Source organism: Streptomyces milbemycinicus, from assembly GCF_002154605.1.
GTDB lineage: Bacteria > Actinomycetota > Actinomycetes > Streptomycetales > Streptomycetaceae > Streptomyces > Streptomyces milbemycinicus.
This window is the reverse complement of the sequence record NZ_MUNE01000395.1, coordinates 1-18571: the sequence shown is the minus strand read 5'-3', so window position 1 is coordinate 18571 and position 18571 is coordinate 1. Positions and strand designations below refer to the sequence as shown.

The window sequence follows — 18571 nt, the reverse complement described above, 5'->3', positions numbered from 1 at the left end:
ACCATCTATCGGAATGGCATTCCACTCATGGCCTCGGTCCTATCCCTTGCCGCCACGGTCCACCAGCGTCTCGCGGACGCCCTCTCGGCTGCCCTGCCGGAGGCCGGCGCCGCCGATCCGCTGCTGCGACGTAGCGACCGGGCCGACTTCCAGGCCAACGGGATGCTGGCGCTCGCGAAGAAGCTCAAGGGCAACCCGCGCGAGCTGGCCGCCAAGGTCGTGGAGAGCCTGCCGGCCGGCGAGCTGATCGCGGACATCGAGGTCTCCGGACCCGGCTTCCTCAACATCACGGTGTCGGACGAGGCGATCGTGAAGACCCTCGCCGCCCGCGCCGCCGACGCCCGCCTCGGCGTTCCGTACGCCGAGAGCCCCGGCACGACCGTGGTCGACTACGCCCAGCCCAACGTGGCCAAGGAGATGCACGTCGGCCATCTGCGCTCGGCGGTGATCGGCGACGCCGTCGTGCGGATCCTGGAGTTCGCGGGCGAGAAGGTGGTCAGGCGCCACCACATCGGCGACTGGGGCACCCAGTTCGGCATGCTCATCCAGTACCTGCTGGAGCACCCGCACGAACTGGACCACAAGGCCGCCACGGGCGACCAGGGCGCCGGGGACGACAAGGACCTGGCGGCCTCCGGCGAGGAGGCCATGTCCAACCTGAACCGCCTCTACAAGGCCGCGCGGGCGCTCTTCGACTCCGACGAGGAGTTCAAGGAGCGGTCCCGGCGCCGGGTGGTGGACCTTCAGGCCGGGGACGCGGAGACCATCGCCCTGTGGCACAGGTTCGTCGACGAGTCGAAGATCTACTTCTACTCCGTCTTCGACAAGCTCGACATGGACATCCGCGACCCCGACGTCGTCGGCGAGTCCGGCTACAACGACATGCTCGCCGAGACCTGCCGGCTGCTGGAGGAGTCCGGCGTCGCGGTGCGCTCCGAGGGCGCGCTGTGCGTCTTCTTCGAAGACGTCAAGGGCCCGGACGGCAACCCGGTGCCGCTGATCGTGCAGAAGTCCGACGGCGGCTTCGGCTACGCGGCCACCGACCTGTCCGCGATCCGGGACCGGATCCAGAACCTCCAGGCCGACTCGCTGGTGTACGTCGTGGACGCCCGGCAGTCGCTCCACTTCAAGATGGTCTTCGAAACCGCCCGCCGGATCGGCTGGCTGAACGAGAAGACCCACGCCTACCAGCTCGCCTTCGGCACCGTCCTCGGCAAGGACGGCAAGCCGTTCAAGACCCGTGAGGGCGAGACGGTGCGGCTGGTGGACCTGCTGGACGAGGCCATCGAGCGGGCGACGGCCGTCGTCCGCGAGAAGAGCAAGGGGAAGATCGACCTCACCGAGGAGGAGATCGCCGAGCGCGGCGCCCAGGTCGGCATCGGCGCGGTGAAGTACGCGGACCTGTCCACGTCGGCCGCGCGCGACTACAAGTTCGACCTCGACCAGATGGTCTCGCTCAACGGCGACACCTCGGTGTATCTCCAGTACGCGTACGCCCGGATCCAGTCGATCCTGCGCCTCGCCGGCGAGGGCCAGAAGCCGGTCGCCCACCCCGAGCTGCCCCTGGCCCCCGCCGAGCGGGCGCTGGGCCTGCATCTGGACCAGTTCGCGGAGATCCTGCGGGAGGTCGCGGCGGGCTACGAACCGCACAAGCTGGCCGCGTATCTGTACCAGCTGGCCTCGTTCTACACGACCTTCTACGACAAGTGCCCGGTCCTGAAGGCCGAGGGCGGCCCGGCCCAGGTCGAGAACCGCCTCTTCCTGTGCGACCTGACCGCCCGCACCCTCCACCAGGGCATGGACCTGCTCGGCATCCGCACCCCCGAGCGCCTCTGAGCGCTCCCGCGCGCCCCCCCTTGCGGCGGCCTTCGCTCAAGCTTGCGAAGGTCGCCGGAACGCTGCTTTCGGGCGATTTGCCCGGCAGAATCGTTACTGAGCGGATCCTACGATCAAGGCGAGGTCACATGGCCGAGGAAGCAGACAGGAGAAGCGATATGACGCTTGCCCCCGAGCACCCGTGCCCACCCGTCGCGCACATCACCGAGGAAACGACGCACACCACGGAAGAGACGACGGTCAGCCTCATCGACATCGCCGAGACGGTGTTCCAGAACCTTCCTGGATACCGACCCGAGATCCTCGGAGGACAGCTGATCGTGACGCCCCCTGCCGATCCCCCGCACGCGGAATCGCTCACCAATCTCACGCTTGCGTTCGCCGCTCTTCACCAAGGCGAGACCCGCGTCGTCCAGGCCGTGGGCATCTGGCTGCCGACCGGCGAAGAGGACTACGCGATCCCGGACCTCGCGGTCGTGGACGCGGACCACCGGGACCACATGGCGCCGTACAACTGCATCGACCCCGCCGTCTTCCGCATGGTGTTCGAGGTCACCTCGTCCAACTGGCGCGACGATCTGGACCGCAAACCCAGCCACTACGCGCGGGCGGGCGTCCCCGTCTATGTCATCGGCGACCGCAAACACGGCGAGGTCATCGTCCTCACCGACCCCCACGACGGCGAATACCGCACCCGGTCCGTCCATCGCCCCGGCGAGTCCTTCGTCCTGCCCGAGTCCATCGGCGCCAAGGTCGAGCTGGAGGTCGACTCACTGCTGTCCGAGTGAACCGACCGCAGGCCGGTCTCCCTCCGCAGCGCAGAAGGTGTCGCGCTCCGGCCGTTCCCCGCCGACCAGGAAGTCGGTCACATACCCGTCCGAGCAGGCGTTGCCGTTGACCACGTACGCCCCGTGCCCGGTCTCGTCCGCCGTGACCATCCGGGCCCGCTCCCCGAAAGCCCGGCGCAGCTTCAGCGCGCCGCTGTAGGGCGTCGCGGGATCGCGCCGGTTCTGCACCAGCAGGACGTTCGACGGGCCGTCCGAGGTGATCCGCACAGGCTTGTCGCGCAGCTCGTCAGGCCAGAAGGCACACGGCATGACGCTCACTGGCATCCCGGCCGTCAGCGGGTGGCTCGTTCGGCTGGCCGCGACCTCGCGGGCGTAGGGCGGCAGGGACTTCGGCCACGAGACGTCGTTGCACAGCGTCGCGGTGCCCGAGGCCATGGTGTTCTGCATCGCCTCGTCCGGCAGCGCGGCGGGCGCGGGCAGGTCCGCGCCGTCGCGGGCAGCCCGTATCAGCTCGGCGAGGGCGGCGTAGCGGCTCCCGGGAAGGTCGGCGTAGCGGCTCGGGGCGTAGAGGGTGTCGAGCAGCTGCTGGCGCAGCACATTGCCGTTCAACTCGGGCGGGTTGGCGCCCTCCCAGGGGATCGGATGGGCGTCCAGCCGGGCCGCCAGGTCGAGGAAGAGCCGGCGGACGCCGTCGGGGGTGTCGGCGAGTTGGTGGTCGCCGGGCCGGGAGGCGTACGCGGCGAAGGCGGGGAAGGTGTCCTCGACGCCCACGGCGAAGTTGGCCAGCCAGCCGCGCCCCACGCGCGTCGGGTCGGGGTCGTCGTTGCTGTCCAGCACCCAGCGGTCGGTGTGCTCGGGAAACATCTGCGCGTACACGGCCCCCGCGTACGTCCCGTACGACGTGCCCCAGGCCGACAGCTTCTCCTCGCCGAGGGCCTGGCGGATGCGGTCGATGTCCCGGGCCTCGCTGACGGTGCTGAGGCTCTTCAGCACCGGGCCGCCGTTGCGGCCGCAGGCGTCGGCCATACGCCGCCCTGTGGCGACGTTGTCGGCGATGCTCCCGTCCGGGGCGGGCCAGGGGCGGGAGCGGGTGAGGGCCAGGTCTTCGTGGGCGAGACCGCAGCTGACGGGCGTGGACCGGCCCACGCCCCGGGGGTCGAAGCTGACGAGGTCGTACGCGTCCCGCACCGTCTGCGGCAGCTTGGCGCCCAGGGTGGACGGCCGGCTCAGGCCCGAGCCGCCCGGGCCGCCGGGGATCAGCAGCAGCGCGCCCCGGCGGGCGCCCGGCTTGGCGCTGGAGATGCGGGAGACGGCGAGCGAGATCTGGTCCCCGCCGGGATCGTGGTAGTCCATGGGCACCTTGAGCGTCGCGCACTCCTGCCTCGGGTCGAGGCCGGTGCCCTCGCACACGCCCCAGTTCAGCGGCGTGGGGGATCGGGGGGCGGCCGCGTCGGCGGCGGCCGTGGAGGCGAGCAGGGAGCCGGTGGTGGCGGCGAGGGCCAGGGCCAGGGCGGCGGCCTTGGCGTTGACGATTCTCATGGCCTTGAGCCTCGCGCAATCCACTCAGAAGTCCCATCAGGCCAACTGGCCACTGCGGACGGGGGATAACCCCCGATCCGCTGCGTCAGCCGGCGTACCCGGTGGGGTTGTGTGTCAGGCCGTCCAGGTTTCGTCGTCTGGATAGGCGATGTAATTGCCCTCTGTCAGGGCCACCATGAAGCTGTATTTGCGGCCTTCGACGAGGTTCCATCCAGAGTCGGAGGCGTCGCGGCGCTTGCAGTTGCCGTTGCCGCCGACAGTGAGGGTGCGGGTTTGGCCGGTTTTGGGGTCGTAGATCTCGGCGTAGGCGGCGAAGCCGTCGGCCTCGATATCGCAGAGCTCGACGATGTCGCCGTTGGCCTCGAACCGCAGGCGGGCCCCGGGGTCCCCGTCGTCCGAGTGGATCGTGTGGTCCCAAGCGATGGCGTGGGCGTTCGGCGAGGCCAGGACGGGCAGCGAGACGGCGGCGGCGAGGACCGCAGCAATCCGCAGCCCGGCCCCCTTGCTGGGCCTCCGAAGCTTCGGCACAGGGTGCTCCTTGATTTTTCTGGGACAGGCCACATCAACGGGCCTGCGGTGCGGTGAACTTGAGCCGGAAGATTAGCCAGGGCGTTTCCGGCCGTGAACAACTTCCCGCGTTTGTTGAGCATTTCCTGAGTTAGCTTCCCGCGCCCGCGCCCGCCGTCAGGCGTCCCGCCAGCCCTCTCCGAGCTCGAACCAGACGGTCTTGCCCCCGATCCCGAACAGCTCGTCGCCGATGGCGCAGCCGCCCCAGCTGTCGGCGATCACATCTAGAAGGCCGATTCCACGGCCCTGCTCGGCGTCGGCGTCACCGGCCCAGTCCGTGGTCAGGGCCGGGAGTTGGGGGTTGGTGTCACAGACGCTGACGCGCACCCGCTTGTCGCTTCACCTGACGTTCATGGACGCCGGGCCGTCGGAGTGGGCGTAAGTGTTCGTGACGAGCTCGGACGCCAGCAGCTCGGCGGTGTCGGCCAGATCGTGCACGCCGTGCTCTTCGAGGATGAGCCGCAGCATGCGGCGGGCGATGCGCGGGGCGAGGGGGTCGCGGGGGAACTGGAGGGTGTAGTCCCAGTCTTCGGGCACACGAGGGTCGTTGCACATACGCGTCTCCGTTGCGTGAGTGACTTGACACACACCGTAAGGCATCCGGGGTACGCGTACTACGGACTTTGGGAAACTAGTACCTCGTTAGATCTTGTGCAGTGACAACGGCAGACTGTGCGCGACCAAGGAGAGAAGCCATGCCACCCAGGAGTTCACCCACACCCCGCCAGCAGCGCCTGGGGGCCGAACTGCGCAAGCTGCGCGAACGCTCAGGCCGGTCAACCGTTGAGGCGGCGGCGATGCTCGGCCTTGACCGTGCCAAGGTCAGCAGTATCGAGACCGGCCGCGTGGGGCTGAGCGCGGAGCGGGTGCGCACGATCGCACGCCGCTACGGCTGCGCGGATCAGCAACTCATCGACGCACTGGTCGCGATGACGGGCGATCGCACCCGCCACTGGTGGGAGGAGTACCGAGGCGTCCTGCCCAACGGCTTTCTGGACCTGGCCGAATTCGAGTATCACGCCGTGACGTTGCGCACCGCACAAACAGCCACGCTGCCCGGTTTGCTCCAGACCGTTGACCACGCGCGAGCCCTGTTTCAGGAAACGGTGCCGCCGATTCCGCCCCACGAGGTGGAGCACCGCGTCTCCCACCGCGTCAAACGTCAGGCGGTGCTTCACCGGGATGACCCTCTCGAGTACACCGCGATCATCCATGAGGCCGCGCTGCGCATGCAGTTCGGCGGCACGGCGACCACTCGGGCGCAGCTCGACCACATCCTCGAGATGAGCGACCGCGACAACATCACTACCCTCGTCCTGCCATTCGCGGCAGGAGCCTTCCCCGCCCCAGGACAGACGATCCTCTACGCCACCGGACGGGTGCGCCAGCTCGACACCGTTCAGGTCGACGAGGCTCATGGTCCCGTATTCCTTGACGCCGTCACCCAGTTGGACACTTACCGCAGCATCCTTGACCGGATGGAATGCCTCGCCCTCAAGGCGGACAAGTCCCGGGACCTGATCCACGACATCGCACGATCCCTCTGAAAGGCAGGAACGTTGTCCACTCTGGTTTGGCACAAGTCCTCGTATTGCCAAGCGGCAAGCAACTGCCTCAACGTCGCCTCCGACGCCGACGGAACCATCCGTCTCCGTGAGAGCGAGGCCCCCGACACGGTCCTCACCACCACCCCCGCCCGGCTCGGCGACTTCATACGCGCCGCCAAGGCAGGTGAATTCGACCACCTCAACCCCTAGCCGCATGGTTTGCGACAAACTTCCCGATCGGCCTGGCAGAAAATCGCCGACGCGGACAACCTCCTCCCAACCGGGGCAGTCGGACGTCACGTAACTGGCAACCGATCTTTTGGAGGAAGTCATGCGACGCTGGGGGACCGCACTCGCGGCGCTCACGCTGGCCGGCGCCGGACTGGCGGCGACGGCGGGGACGGCCGGTGCCGTCACCACGTCGAGGACGGCCAACGCTTCGGCAGAGGCCTGTGCGACCGCGTGGGGCAGCGGCGAGAAGACCGCGCAAGATGCGAACTACAAGCCGCTGAAGAACATCAGGGCCGGACAACACACGTGCTACGACCGCCTGGTGTTCGACATCAAGGGCGGCACGGCGGCCGGCCAGACCGGCTACCGCGTCGGCTACGTCGACGCGATGTACCAGCTCGGCTCCGGCGACCCGATCGCCGTGGGCGGCGGTGCGATCCTGGAGATCCATGTGGCCGCGCCGAGCTATGACCCGGAGGCCGGCGGCGAGACGTATCCGGGGCGGGCCGGGAAGCCGCTGCCCGGGGTGAACATCGCCGGGTACCGCACCTTCAAGGACACCCGCTACGGCGCCAGCTTCGAGGGTGAGACCCAGGTCGGGCTCGGCGTGCGCGCCCGGCTGCCGTTCCGGGTCCTCCAGTCGGGCGACCGGCTGATCGTCGACGTCGCCCACTCCTGGGCCACCGCGCGCTGACCTCGGGCGCTGGCCTCGGGCACTGACTCGGGCGCTGCTGTCACGGCCCTTCACCGGGGCCGTGACAGCAGCCCGGAATCCCAACCACCGCTTCCTGCGCCCAGGGTGAACCCCCTGGGCTTCCCGCCGCTCTTCGCCCAGCCTGAGACGCGACGAGATCAGCAGCTCCGCACGGTCGCGGAGCGCGCCCACGACGGCCACGACGGGGAAAGAAACGGCATGAGCGAGCGCACCGAGACGACGCTGTACGACGCCATCGGCGGGATGGACACCCTGCGCCGGCTGAGCGACACCTTCTACGAAGCGGTCCTGGAGGACGCGCTGCTGGCCCCGGTCTTCGCCAACTTCAGCCGTACCCATATCGAGCACGTCGCCGTCTGGCTCGCCGAGATCTTCTCGGGCCCCGCCCGCTTCACCGAGGAACTGGGCGGCCACCAGTCCCTGCTGCGGTCGCATCTCGGGCTGGCGATCACCGAGGAGCAGCGGACCCGCTGGATGGAGCTGATGACGGCCGCCGTGGAGAAGGAGCTCCCGGACGACGAGCTGCTGCGCCGCCGCGTCGTGGAGTACTTCGACTGGGGCACCAAGATCGCCCGCAATGTCTCCGCCGAACCCGTCGGCCAGGACCTCGGCGAGCCGGGCCCGACCCCGCGCTGGGGCTGGAACGGCCTCCAGTAGGCCCGTCGGCACGCCCCGTCGGGGCCGATGTCAGTGGCACGCGCTTCACTGTCTCCTGTGAACGAAGACGAACTGCTGCCGGCCCTTCACGGCATGGTGTGGCCGGACACCCGGGTCCTGGACTGCCGGTCGGCCGGGCACGGGGCGGGGCATGCGTGCCTGACGATCCCCGACGGGGTGGGCCTGAGCGAGCTCGTGGAGACCCTCAGCAACTGGTACGGGGAGCCGCGCACCCTCGTATCGGAAGGGCGTGCCGACCCCGCCGCGAGCGAGCGGACGGGGCTGCCGCTCATCGCTCCCTTCGGGGACGGCGAGCGCGTCGCCGAGATGCGCGCCTGGGCGTTCGCCGGCCGGTGGATCGGCTGCGGCGTGGTCCGCGTCGGCGGGGAGGCGCGGCTTGCGGTGGTCGTGGCCCCGCGCACCACCCCGGCGCCGGACGAGCTGCCCGCCGACGCCTCCTGGCTGGACCGGCTCGTCGCCGTGACCGGCTGGGACGCGGACCAGGTCGGCATCGACCCGATCCGCCTGGACCGGATGTACTCGGGCCGGATCCGTACGGCCGACTGCGCGGCGGCCGAGGAGCGGCTGGGCACGGCGCTGCCGAGCGACTACAAGAAGCTGGTCGAGACGTTCGGGGACGGCGCCTTCGACGGCTTCCTGGACGTCCGTCTGCCGGCCGACATCGTCAAAGGCGCCGAGTTCGCGTCCGGTTGGGCGAAGGCTCACGGCACCCCGTCCTGGGAGCCGCACCCGCCGTTCCCCGAGCCTGGCGGGCTGCTGCCGTGGGCGGGCACCGAGCACGAGACGTCGTTCTACTGGATCACCGAAGGGCCCGACCCCGACGCGTGGCCCGTCTATGTCACGGAGGTCGGCCCCGAAGCCGGGACCCGGTTCGCCATGACCACCACGGAGTTCGTCTTCCGCATGCTCGCCGACCCCGAGCACCCCTACTCCATGCCCGCCGACTTCGCCGCCCACTGGTTCATGAACTACAACAGGCCCTGGCCCGCCGACGGTACGGCGGATCTTGGGCGGTAGCGTGACGGCCCGAACCAGCAAAGGGACGGGCGAAAGGGGAGCCGGGATGCGCTACGTCGTCATCGGAGCGGGCGCCGTCGGAGGCGCGATCGGCGGGCGGCTCGCCCAGAGCGGGCACGACGTCGTCCTGGTGGCGCGCGGAGCGCACTACGAGGCGCTGCGGCGGGACGGGCTGCGGCTGCTGACGCCCGACGGCACACACCGGCTCCCGGTGCCCGTGGCCGACCGGCCCGAGGCCGTCGAGCTGCGCCCCGACGACGTGCTGGTCCTGGCCGTGAAGACCCAGGACAGCGTGGCCGCGCTGGACGCCTGGGCGCCCCGCCCGGTGGCCGGCGGCGGGACGGCGGCCGACCGGCTGCCGCTGGTGTGCGCGCAGAACGGCGTGGAGAGCGAGCGGCTGGCGCTGCGGCGCTTCCGCCGGGTGTACGCGATGTGCGTCTGGCTGCCCGCCACCTACCTGGAGCCGGGCGAGGTCATAGCCCCCTGCGCGCCCTGCACCGGCGCGCTCCACCTGGGCCGCTATCCGTCCGGAGCGGACGAGACGGTCCGGCTGATCGCGGCCGACCTGGAGAAGTCCCACTTCCTCGCGCCGGTCGTGCCGGACGTGATGCGCTGGAAGTACGCCAAGCTGCTCAACAACGTCGCCAACGCTGTGGAGGCGGTCTGCGGGCCGGACGGGGGCGAGGAGGCGGCGGCCCTGGTACGGCGCGCGAAGGCGGAGGCGAGCGCCGTCTTCGACGCGGCGGGCATCGACCGCGCGAGCGACGCCGAGCAGAGCGCGGTGCGCGCCGGAAAGATGGACATACGCCCCGTCGCCGGCGGTGCGGCGCGGGGCGGCGGCTCGTCGTGGCAGAGCCTGGTCCGGGGCTCCGGAACCGTCGAGGCGGACTATCTGAACGGCGAGATCGTGCTACTGGGCCGGCTCCACGGGGTGCCGACCCCGGTCAACGAGGCGCTGCGGCGCACCGCGAACGAGTGCGCGCGCGAGCGCCGTACCCCGGGCACGGTCACCGCCGCGCAACTCACCCGGATCGTCGACACGTCCTGAACCGCCGCCCGTCCTCCGTCAGCAGGCCGCCCGACCCCGGGCGGCCTGTCCGGCTGCCTCAGACGTCGCCCCGGTTCAGCCACTGCGCGACCTCGGTCGCCCAGTAGGTCAGGACCATGCCCGCCCCCGCCCGCCGTACGGACGTCAGCGTCTCCATGATCGCCTGGTTCCGGTCGATCCATCCATTGGCCGCGGCGGCCTCGACCATCGCGTACTCGCCGGAGATCTGGTACGCGGCGACCGGCACGTCCGCCTCGTCCGCGATCCGGCGCAGGATGTCCAGGTACGGCAGCGCGGGCTTGACCATCACCATGTCGGCGCCCTCGGCCAGGTCCAGCGCCAGTTCGCGCAGCGCCTCCCGGGCGTTGGCCCCGTCCTGCTGGTAGGTCTTGCGGTCGCCCTTGAGCGAGGACGCCACGGCCTCGCGGAAGGGTCCGTAGAAGGCCGAGGCGTACTTGACGGCGTAGGCGAGGATCGACACGTCCTGGCGGCCGATGCCGTCCAGGGCCGCCCGGGCGACCCCGACCTGGCCGTCCATCATTCCGCTCGCGCCGAGCACATGGGCGCCCGCGTCCGCCTGCACCCGCGCCATCTCGGCGTAGCGCTCCAGCGTCGCGTCGTTGTCGACCCGGCCCTCGGCGTCGAGCACGCCGCAGTGGCCGTGGTCGGTGTGCTCGTCCAGGCACAGGTCGGACATGACGACCAGTTCGTCGCCGACCTCGGACCGCACATCGCGGAGGGCGACCTGGAGGATGCCGTCCGGGTCGGTGCCCGGCGAGCCGATCGCGTCCTTCTTGGCCGTCTCCGGCACGCCGTAGATCATGATCCCGCCGACGCCGGCCTCGACCGCCTCGACAGCCGCCTTCCGCAGCGAGTCGCGGGTGTGCTGGACGACGCCCGGCATCGCGGCCAGCGGCATCGGCTCAGTCGCGCCCTCCGTGACGAAGGCGGGCAGGATCAGCTCGGCCGGGTGCAGCCGGGTCTCGGCGACCATGCGCCGCATGGCCGCGTTCACCCGCAGTCGGCGCGGCCGGGCGCCGGGGAAGCTCCCGTACGGGGTGGAGCCGTGCGTGCTGCTGCCGTGGGTGCTCAAGATCGTGCCCTCCTGCGTGAACCGGGCCGGCGCTCGCTCGGGCGGGTGACCGGCTCCCCTGCCTGGGTCGCGGCCCGCCGCCGGGCCGCCCCGAACTCCGCGAGCGCCTCGGCCAGCTTGTGCACCGAGGGCTCGGGCGAGAGTACATCCACCCGCAGGCCGTGCTCCTCCGCGGTCTTCGCGGTGGCCGGGCCGATACAGGCGATGACCGTGACGTTGTGCGGCTTGCCCGCGATGCCGACGAGGTTCCGCACGGTCGACGACGAGGTGAAGAGCACCGCGTCGAAGCCGCCGCCCTTGATCGCCTCGCGGGTCTCGGCCGGCGGCGGCGAGGCGCGCACGGTGCGGTACGCCGTGACGTCGTCGACCTCCCAGCCCAGCTCGATCAGCCCGGCAACCAGCGTCTCCGTGGCGATATCGGCGCGCGGCAGGAACACCCGGTCGATCGGGTCGAAGACCGGGTCGTACGGCGGCCAGTCCTCCAGCAGCCCGGCCGCGGACTGCTCGCCGCTGGGCACCAGGTCCGGCTTGACCCCGAACTCGATGAGCGACTTGGCGGTCTGCTCGCCCACCGCCGCGACCTTGATCCCGGCGAAGGCGCGGGCGTCGAGCCCGTACTCCTCGAACTTCTCCCGCACCGCCTTGACCGCGTTGACCGAGGTGAAGGCGATCCACTCGTAGCGGCCGGTCACCAGGCCCTTGACCGCGCGCTCCATCTGCTGCGGGGTGCGCGGCGGCTCCACGGCGATGGTCGGCACCTCGCTGGGCACCGCGCCGTACGAGCGCAGCTGGTCCGAGAGCGAGACGGCCTGCTCCTTGGTGCGCGGCACCAGCACATGCCAGCCGAACAGCGGCTTGGACTCGAACCACGCCAGCTGGTCGCGCTGCGCGGCCGCGCTGCGCTCGCCGACGACGGCTATCACCGGCTGGGCGCCCTGCGGCGACGGCAGCACCTTCGCCGCCTTCAGCACCTGCGCGATGGTCCCCAGCGTCGCCGTCCAGGTGCGCTGCCGGGTGGTCGTACCGGCGACGGTGACGGTCAGCGGGGTGTCGGGCTTGCGCCCGGCGGCCACCAGCTCGCCGGCGGCGGCCGCGACCGTCTCCAGGGTCGCGGAGACCACGGCGGTCGCGTCCGAGGAGCCGACCTCGCTCCAGCAGCGGTCGTCGGCCGTACGGGCGTCCACGAAGCGCACATCGGTGCCTTGTGCGTCCCGCAGCGGCACCCCCGCATACGCGGGCACGCCCACCGCGGCGGCCACACCGGGCACCACTTCGAAGACGATGCCCTCGGCGGCGCACGCGACCATCTCGTCGGCGGCGTATCCGTCCAGGCCAGGGTCGCCCGCGACCGCGCGGACGACCCGCTTGCCGCTCCGCGCGGCGCCCATGACAAGATTGGCCGTGTCCCTGAGTAGGGCCACGTCGGCGGTGCTTGACGACGCGTCAGCTCTCGCCTGCTCCGGTGTGCCCTGAGCGTCCGCGGCCACGCCCGGCCTGACGTGCGTACGTACCACGTCGAGCACTTGTGGATCGGCGATCAGCACATCAGCGGCGCCTAGTGCCTCCACGGCACGCAACGTCAGCAGGCCTGGATCTCCTGGGCCCGCACCGAGGAAGGTGACGTGCCCATGTCCGGGTGGGTGGTTAGGGGCGTTGGGGTTCAATGTGCTCGCTCCCCCATAAGACCGGCCGCACCCTTCGCGAGCATCTCGGCGGCGAGCTCATGTCCCATGAGCTGGGCCGCCTCCTCGCCAGGCGCCGTGGGAACGGGACCGGTGATGGACAACTGCACCAGCGAGGAGCCGTCGGTGGTGCCGACGACGCCACGCAGGCGCATTTCGGTGACAGCCTGACCGTCGCCGAGCAGGTCGGCCAGCGCACCCACAGGTGCGCTGCAGCCGGCCTCCAGGGCGGCGAGCAGGGAGCGCTCGGCGGTCACGGCGACCCGGGTGAGCGGGTCGTCGAGCTCGGCGAGCTGAGCAGCGAGCGCCGCGTTGGCGGCGGCGCACTCGACTGCCAGTGCCCCCTGGCCGGGGGCGGGCAGGATGTGGTCGGCGTCCAGGATCTCGGTCGCCTCGTCGAGCCGTCCCAGGCGGGCCAGGCCGGCGGCGGCCAGCACCACTGCGTCCAGCTCCCCCGAGCGGACGTAGCCGATACGGGTGTCGACGTTGCCGCGGATCGGCACGGTCTCGATCCGCAGGCCCAGCGAGCGCGCCCAGGCGCGCAGCTGGGAGGTGCGGCGCGGGGAGCCGGTGCCTATCCGGGCGCCGGGCGGAAGCTCGGCGAAGGTGAGGCCGTCGCGGGCGATCAGCGCGTCGCGCGGGTCCTCGCGGGCCGGCAGCGCGGCCAGGACCAGGTCGTCGGGCTGGGCGGTCGGCAGGTCCTTCAGCGAGTGGACGGCGAAGTCGATCTCGCCGCGCAGCAGCGCCTCGCGCAGCGCGGTGGCGAAGACGCCGGTGCCGCCGATCTGCGCAAGGTCCTCGCGCGAGACGTCCCCGCGCGTCGTGATCTCCACGAGCTCGACGGGACGTCCGGTGACGCGGCGCACGGCGTCCGCTATCTGCCCGGACTGGGCCATGGCCAGCGCGGAGCGCCGGGTGCCGAGCCGCAGCGGCGCCGGGCTGCCGGAGGTGTGTGCCCGGCCGGAGGCGGCGGGGGTGTGTGCCCGGCCGGAGGCGGCGGGAGGTGTCGCGTTCATGCCCGGCCTCTCTTCGGGTCGTTCTGTACGGCCGCGGCACCGGGCCGGCCGGTGTCGCCGCTGCCGTTCGGACGGGTGCCGTTCGCATCGGCCCGGCTGACGGCGGCCACCGCCTGCGGGTCGAGGTCGAACAGCTCGCGCAGCGCGTCCGCGTACCCGGCACCGCCGGGCGTGCTCGCGAGCTGCTTGACCCGCACGGTGGGCGCGTGCAGCAGCTTGTCGACAACGCGGCGCACGGTCTGGGTGATCTCGGCGCGCTGTCTTTCGTCGAGGTCGGGGAGGCGCCCGTCGAGCCGGGCGATCTCGCCGGCGACCACATCTGCCGCCATGGTACGCAGCGCGACCACGGTCGGCGTGATGTGCGCGGCACGCTGAGCTGCCCCGAAGGCGGAAACCTCGGAGGAGACGATGGCGCGGACCTGGTCGAGGTCGGCGGCCATCGGCTCATCTGCCGCAGCCTCGGCCAGCGACTCGATGTCCACCAGGCGCAGCCCGGCGACGCGGTGCGCCGCCGCGTCGATGTCGCGGGGCATCGCCAGGTCGAGCAGCGCGACGGTCTCCGCCGCGCCCGCCGCCGGGTGATCCTGTGCACGCCGGTCGAGGGCTTCGCGCAACATGTCGGCGGTCAGCACCAGACCGGTCGCGCCCGTACAGGAGACGACGATGTCGGCGTGCGGCAGCTCGGCGGCCACGGCGTCCATCGGCACGGCGTGGGCGCCGTCGACGAGACCGGCCAGCGACTCCGCGAGGCGCCGCGCCCGATCCAACGTCCTGTTGGCGATCACCAGTTCGGCAACACCGGCACGCGCGAGCGTGGTCGCGGCCAGCGAGGACATCGAGCCCGCCCCGATCACCAGGGCACGCCGGCCCGCCGCCCAGTCCGCCACCGGCGTGCCGGCCCCGGCCAGCTGTTCGAGGCCGAAGGTGACAAGCGACTGGCCGGCCTTGTCGATACCGGTCTCGCTGTGGGCCCGCTTGCCGACCCGCAGCGCCTGCTGGAACAGATCGTTCAGCAGCCGGCCCGCGGTGTGCAGCTCCTGCCCCAGCGCGAGCGCGTCCTTGATCTGGCCGAGGATCTGGCCCTCGCCGACGACCATCGAGTCCAGCCCGCAGGCCACCGAGAACAGGTGGTGGACGGCCCGGTCCTCGTAGTGCACATACAGATACGGGGTGAGCTCGTCGAGATCGACCCCGGTGTGCTGGGCGAGCAGCGTGGACAGCTCGGCGACCCCGGCGTGGAACTTGTCCACGTCCGCGTACAGCTCGATGCGGTTGCAGGTGGCCAGCACGGCCGCCTCGGTGGCGGGCTCGGCCACGAGGGTGTCCTGCGCCAGCTTGGCCGGCTCCTCGCCCACCAGGGAGGCGCGCTCCAGCACGCTCACCGGCGCGGTGCGATGGCTCAGTCCGATGACGAGAAGACTCATGCCGGCATCACGGCGGGCACATCCCCGTCAGGTCCCTGGCGACCGTTGTCGGTGCCCGCGCCCGGCGCCGCGCGGTGCGGGGCGAGCGGGGCCGGCGCCGCCGCGGCGGCCCCCGGCGTGATCGCGTCGGCGGGGGCCGCCGACTGCGCGCTCGCCGCCTCGTCGGGCGTGCCCGTCTCCTCGCCCGCCTTGCGCTGCTCGTGGAAGGCGAGGATCTGCAGCTCGATCGACAGGTCGACCTTGCGTACGTCCACCCCGTCCGGCACCGAGAGCACGGTGGGGGCGAAGTTGAGGATCGAGGTGACGCCGGCGGCCACCAGCCGGTCGCAGACCTGCTGGGCCGCGCCGGCCGGGGTGGCGATGACGCCGATCGATACGCCGTTGTCGGCGATGATCTGCTCGAGTTCGTCGGTGTGCTGCACCGCGATGCCCGCGACCGGCTTGCCGGTCATCGCCGGGTCGGCGTCGATCAGCGCCGCGACCCGGAAGCCGCGGGAGGCGAAGCCGCCGTAGTTGGCGAGCGCCGCGCCGAGGTTACCGATACCGACGATCACAACCGGCCAGTCCTGAGTGAGGCCCAGCTCACGCGAGATCTGGTAGACGAGGTATTCCACGTCGTAGCCGACCCCGCGGGTGCCGTACGACCCGAGGTAGGAGAAGTCCTTGCGCAGCTTGGCCGAATTGACCCCGGCCGCGGCCGCGAGCTCCTCCGAGGAGACCGTGGGCACCGAGCGCTCGGAGAGCGCGGTCAGCGCACGGAGATACAGCGGAAGCCGGGCGACGGTGGCCTCGGGGATCCCTCGGCTTCGGGTCGCCGGTCGGTGAGTTCGGCCAGTTGCCACGGTGCTCCTGCGGGTAGAGCGGGGCTGCGGGCGTCCGTATGTTTCAGGACGTCCCCATCGACAGCAGGCTATGTCTTTGTGAACGCGTGCACAAAGATGGTGTCCGCTTTGTCCGAGCAAAGTGACCGGTGTCACGCATCCATTCGACCTGCTCGTGGAACCACAACAGGTGTCACACCGTTCCCGGCGGCCACATCTGCGCGACCGGGACGCCGACGGGAGCACGGGCCCTCACTCCTCACCGCTTACCCCCAGGGCAGCACCACAGACAGCAACAAATCGCCCACGATCGTAATCGACGAAACGGCTGGGAGACCCTAGGCGGTCGGGAGACCCGAGGCGATCGGGGCCGCCCCACCGGCGCGGGGCACAATGGCCGACATGAGCCCGCTGCTGCGCCGCACCCCGCGCAAGAACCCCGCCGAGCGCACGGTCACGCTGATCGGCAAGCCCGACTGCCACCTCTGCGAGGACGCCGAGGCCGTGGTCGCGAAGGTCTGCGGCGAGCTGGGCACGTCCTGGGAGAAGAAGGACATCACCCAGGACGAAGAGCTCTACCGCAAGTACTGGGAGCAGATCCCGGTGGTCCTCGTCGACGGCGCACAGCACGACTTCTGGCGGGTGAACCCGGATCGGCTCCGCAAGGCGCTGGGCGGCTGAGCGAGCCCCCTGCCCCCAGCCCCCCGTCCCGGGCTGCTCCGGGGCCGTTCGGCGGCTGTCCCGGAGCCCTTCCGCAGCCTTCCCGGAGCCGTTCCGTATCCGGGAAGTCGGCGCGGCTGAATCGTCCCGACACCCGGCCGTAACGGGATGCGGGGAATGGCTGGCTATGCTCAGCCCATGGCCGCATTGGGATGGTTCACCCGTCGTCGACACCTCGCCACCGAGGCGAGCGTCCTCGCCGGAGAAGCCTCGGCCGAGGCCGCGCGCAAGTCCTCGGCCCAGACGCCCCCGCCCCCCGAGGCCCCCGAGCCGGAGTTCCCCGTCGTCGGGGACGAGCGGGCGGCCGCGTTCTTCGACCTGGACAACACGGTCATGCAGGGCGCCGCTCTGTTCCACTTCGGCCGCGGCCTCTACAAGCGCCATTTCTTCCGCAAGCGCGAGCTGGCCCGCTTCGCCTGGCAGCAGACCTGGTTCCGGCTGGCCGGGGTCGAGGACCCGGCCCATATGGAGGACGTGCGCAGCAGCGCCCTGTCCATCGTCAAGGGCCACCGGGTCTCGGAGCTGATGGCTATCGGCGAGGAGATCTACGACGAGTACATGGCCGACCGCATCTGGCCAGGCACCCGCGCCCTCGCCCAGGCCCACCTCGACGCAGGACAGCGGGTCTGGCTGGTGACCGCCGCCCCGGTGGAGACCGCGACTATCATCGCCCGGCGGCTGGGCCTGACCGGCGCGCTCGGCACTGTGGCCGAGTCGGTCGGCGGGGTGTACACGGGCAAGCTGGTCGGCGAGCCGCTGCACGGACCGGCCAAGGCCGAGGCGGTACGGGCGCTGGCGGCGGCCGAGGGTCTGGACCTGTCACGCTGCGCCGCGTACAGCGACTCCTCGAACGACATTCCGATGCTGTCGATCGTCGGCCATCCGTACGCGGTGAACCCCGACGGGCGGCTGCGCAAGCACGCGCGCGAGCACGGCTGGCGGCTGCGCGACTACCGTACGGGCCGCAAGGCCGCCAAGATCGGCATCCCGGCGGCGGCCGGGGTCGGCGCGGTGGCAGGCGGTACGGCGGCCGCCGTGGCCCTGCACCGCCGCCGTCGCTTCTGACGCCGCCGCTTCCGACCGCCGCTTCCGACCGCCGCTTCCGACCGCCGCTTCTGACCGCCGCCGCCTCTGACGCCGCGCGGCTGACGCGGCGAGGCGCACAGACACCACACAGAGCCACAGGCTGCATTCGATATGCGGCTCCGCCGCGTGGCACAGAGGCGCCACGGGGCGTCGCCCAGCCGTCACCCTGCGGCCTCGGCCTTCACCCTTGACCGCTTGCGCCATCACCCGACCACTCGCGCCGGGCGATGACCGTCCGTGATGACGGCCCCCGACGCGCGACCCCGCCCCCGGAGCGTCATCGGCTGACCACGGCCGCGCCCGGCCGGTCAATCCCGGTTTCCCGTCCCACAAGGCCCCGGCCTGCCCTCTTACCGCCTCTTTTGCACAACACGCCACGAAATCGCGCAGACCACGACACCTACCGGTCAAAAGCCCTACTGCATTCGATACTTGATCGGCCACCAACCCATAACGGAGCAGACTGAAACGATGATTTGGACAACTGGGTGTAGCGTTGCCTGTACGAAGCGTTATTCTCCTTAGACGCAAATCGGTACCCACGCGTCCCTACGGCGGGTGAACGGTCCCGTACTGCACGTGATGGAAGCTCTGCCTCTGGGAGTCCCGTGTACCCACACGTCGGGGTTGACGCCTCGGGCCTGGCTACGCTGCGCGCAACGGTCCTCGACTGTCTGCGCGGCTTCGTCCCCACCGCGTATGCCGTCCCCGCCCTAGCCACACCTGTGCCTGTCGGCGCCGTCGGCGCCGACAGGCACAGGTG

At 71.1% G+C, this 18571-nt stretch carries 19 protein-coding genes and 1 pseudogene; 11 read left to right on the top strand and 9 right to left on the bottom strand.

The features are described from left to right. The first annotated feature begins 27 nt into the window (after nt 1–27). Nucleotides 28–1836: an arginine--tRNA ligase gene (gene argS, locus CCN51_RS30190; protein ID WP_086860293.1), complete on the top strand. Its 1809-nt coding sequence runs from the start codon at nt 28–30 to the stop codon at nt 1834–1836. A 158-nt stretch (nt 1837–1994) separates the two neighbouring features. Further along, a complete protein-coding gene (locus CCN51_RS30185) occupies nt 1995–2624 on the top strand; it encodes a Uma2 family endonuclease (protein WP_014178606.1) in 630 nt (209 codons plus the stop codon). On the opposite strand, the gene CCN51_RS30180 is transcribed toward CCN51_RS30185, so the two are convergent. From CCN51_RS30180 to CCN51_RS59690, 4 genes are all read right to left on the bottom strand, one after another. Continuing rightward, the gene (locus CCN51_RS30180; protein ID WP_014178605.1) at nt 2607–4163 is read right to left on the bottom strand and encodes an alpha/beta hydrolase; all 1557 of its coding nucleotides are present in this window, start codon (nt 4161–4163) and stop codon (nt 2607–2609) included. The genes CCN51_RS30185 and CCN51_RS30180 overlap by 18 nt on opposite strands. Nucleotides 4164–4277: 114 nt before the next feature. Then, nucleotides 4278–4691 carry a hypothetical protein gene (locus tag CCN51_RS30175; protein ID WP_014178604.1) on the bottom strand — a complete coding sequence of 138 codons (414 nt, stop codon included), beginning with the start codon at nt 4689–4691 and terminating at the stop codon, nt 4278–4280. A gap of 156 nt (nt 4692–4847) precedes the next feature. After that, complete coding sequence (locus tag CCN51_RS59695; protein ID WP_014178603.1) at nt 4848–5057, bottom strand: ATP-binding protein; 210 nt, start codon at nt 5055–5057, stop codon at nt 4848–4850. A 12-nt stretch (nt 5058–5069) separates the two neighbouring features. Then, a complete protein-coding gene (locus CCN51_RS59690) occupies nt 5070–5285 on the bottom strand; it encodes a hypothetical protein (RefSeq protein ID WP_014178602.1) in 216 nt (71 codons plus the stop codon). 140 nt (nt 5286–5425) lie between these two features. Here CCN51_RS59690 and CCN51_RS30165 point away from each other — a divergent pair, with 140 nt between their 5' ends. The 6 genes from CCN51_RS30165 (at nt 5426) to CCN51_RS30140 (ending at nt 9966) form a co-directional block, all read left to right on the top strand. Next, entirely contained in the window at nt 5426–6277 is an 852-nt protein-coding gene (locus CCN51_RS30165) for a helix-turn-helix domain-containing protein (RefSeq protein ID WP_043487393.1), read from the top strand. Nucleotides 6278–6289: 12 nt separating this feature from the next. Beyond that, nucleotides 6290–6487 (top strand): DUF397 domain-containing protein, encoded by a 198-nt coding sequence (locus CCN51_RS30160; RefSeq protein WP_014178600.1) that lies wholly within the window; start codon nt 6290–6292, stop codon nt 6485–6487. Nucleotides 6488–6608: 121 nt separating this feature from the next. Next, nucleotides 6609–7202 (top strand): AMIN-like domain-containing (lipo)protein, encoded by a 594-nt coding sequence (locus tag CCN51_RS30155; protein WP_014178599.1) that lies wholly within the window; start codon nt 6609–6611, stop codon nt 7200–7202. A 219-nt stretch (nt 7203–7421) separates the two neighbouring features. Next, nucleotides 7422–7880, top strand: a complete 459-nt coding sequence (locus CCN51_RS30150) for a group II truncated hemoglobin (RefSeq protein WP_014178598.1) — start codon at nt 7422–7424, stop codon at nt 7878–7880. A 57-nt stretch (nt 7881–7937) separates the two neighbouring features. Continuing rightward, entirely contained in the window at nt 7938–8918 is a 981-nt protein-coding gene (locus tag CCN51_RS30145) for an SMI1/KNR4 family protein (RefSeq protein ID WP_014178597.1), read from the top strand. Between the two features lie 46 nt (nt 8919–8964). Continuing rightward, on the top strand, nt 8965–9966 hold the full coding sequence (locus CCN51_RS30140) for a ketopantoate reductase family protein (protein WP_014178596.1): 1002 nt from the start codon (nt 8965–8967) through the stop codon (nt 9964–9966). Nucleotides 9967–10024: 58 nt separating this feature from the next. On the opposite strand, the gene hemB is transcribed toward CCN51_RS30140, so the two are convergent. From hemB to CCN51_RS30115, 5 genes are read right to left on the bottom strand one after another with little or no spacing between them, the layout of a single operon-like run. Continuing rightward, complete coding sequence (gene hemB, locus CCN51_RS30135; protein ID WP_014178595.1) at nt 10025–11059, bottom strand: porphobilinogen synthase; 1035 nt, start codon at nt 11057–11059, stop codon at nt 10025–10027. Then, a complete protein-coding gene (locus tag CCN51_RS30130; protein ID WP_043487392.1) occupies nt 11056–12723 on the bottom strand; it encodes a bifunctional uroporphyrinogen-III C-methyltransferase/uroporphyrinogen-III synthase in 1668 nt (555 codons plus the stop codon). Before CCN51_RS30130 ends, hemB begins: the two co-directional genes overlap by 4 nt. After that, complete coding sequence (hemC, locus tag CCN51_RS30125; protein WP_014178593.1) at nt 12720–13757, bottom strand: hydroxymethylbilane synthase; 1038 nt, start codon at nt 13755–13757, stop codon at nt 12720–12722. Before hemC ends, CCN51_RS30130 begins: the two co-directional genes overlap by 4 nt. Continuing rightward, on the bottom strand, nt 13754–15181 hold the full coding sequence (locus tag CCN51_RS30120; RefSeq protein WP_014178592.1) for a glutamyl-tRNA reductase: 1428 nt from the start codon (nt 15179–15181) through the stop codon (nt 13754–13756). The genes hemC and CCN51_RS30120 overlap by 4 nt, the downstream gene beginning before the upstream one ends. Next, complete coding sequence (locus CCN51_RS30115; protein WP_014178591.1) at nt 15178–16023, bottom strand: redox-sensing transcriptional repressor Rex; 846 nt, start codon at nt 16021–16023, stop codon at nt 15178–15180. The genes CCN51_RS30120 and CCN51_RS30115 overlap by 4 nt, the downstream gene beginning before the upstream one ends. Before the next feature lie 381 nt (nt 16024–16404). Here CCN51_RS30115 and CCN51_RS30110 point away from each other — a divergent pair, with 381 nt between their 5' ends. From CCN51_RS30110 to CCN51_RS58050, 3 genes and pseudogenes are all read left to right on the top strand, one after another. Beyond that, on the top strand, nt 16405–16683 hold the full coding sequence (locus tag CCN51_RS30110; RefSeq protein WP_043491131.1) for a glutaredoxin family protein: 279 nt from the start codon (nt 16405–16407) through the stop codon (nt 16681–16683). Between the two features lie 177 nt (nt 16684–16860). Continuing rightward, on the top strand, nt 16861–17787 hold the full coding sequence (locus tag CCN51_RS30105; RefSeq protein WP_086860291.1) for an HAD family hydrolase: 927 nt from the start codon (nt 16861–16863) through the stop codon (nt 17785–17787). 629 nt (nt 17788–18416) lie between these two features. Next, nucleotides 18417–18571: pseudogene (locus CCN51_RS58050) on the top strand (ECF subfamily RNA polymerase sigma factor, BldN family); the annotation flags it as partial.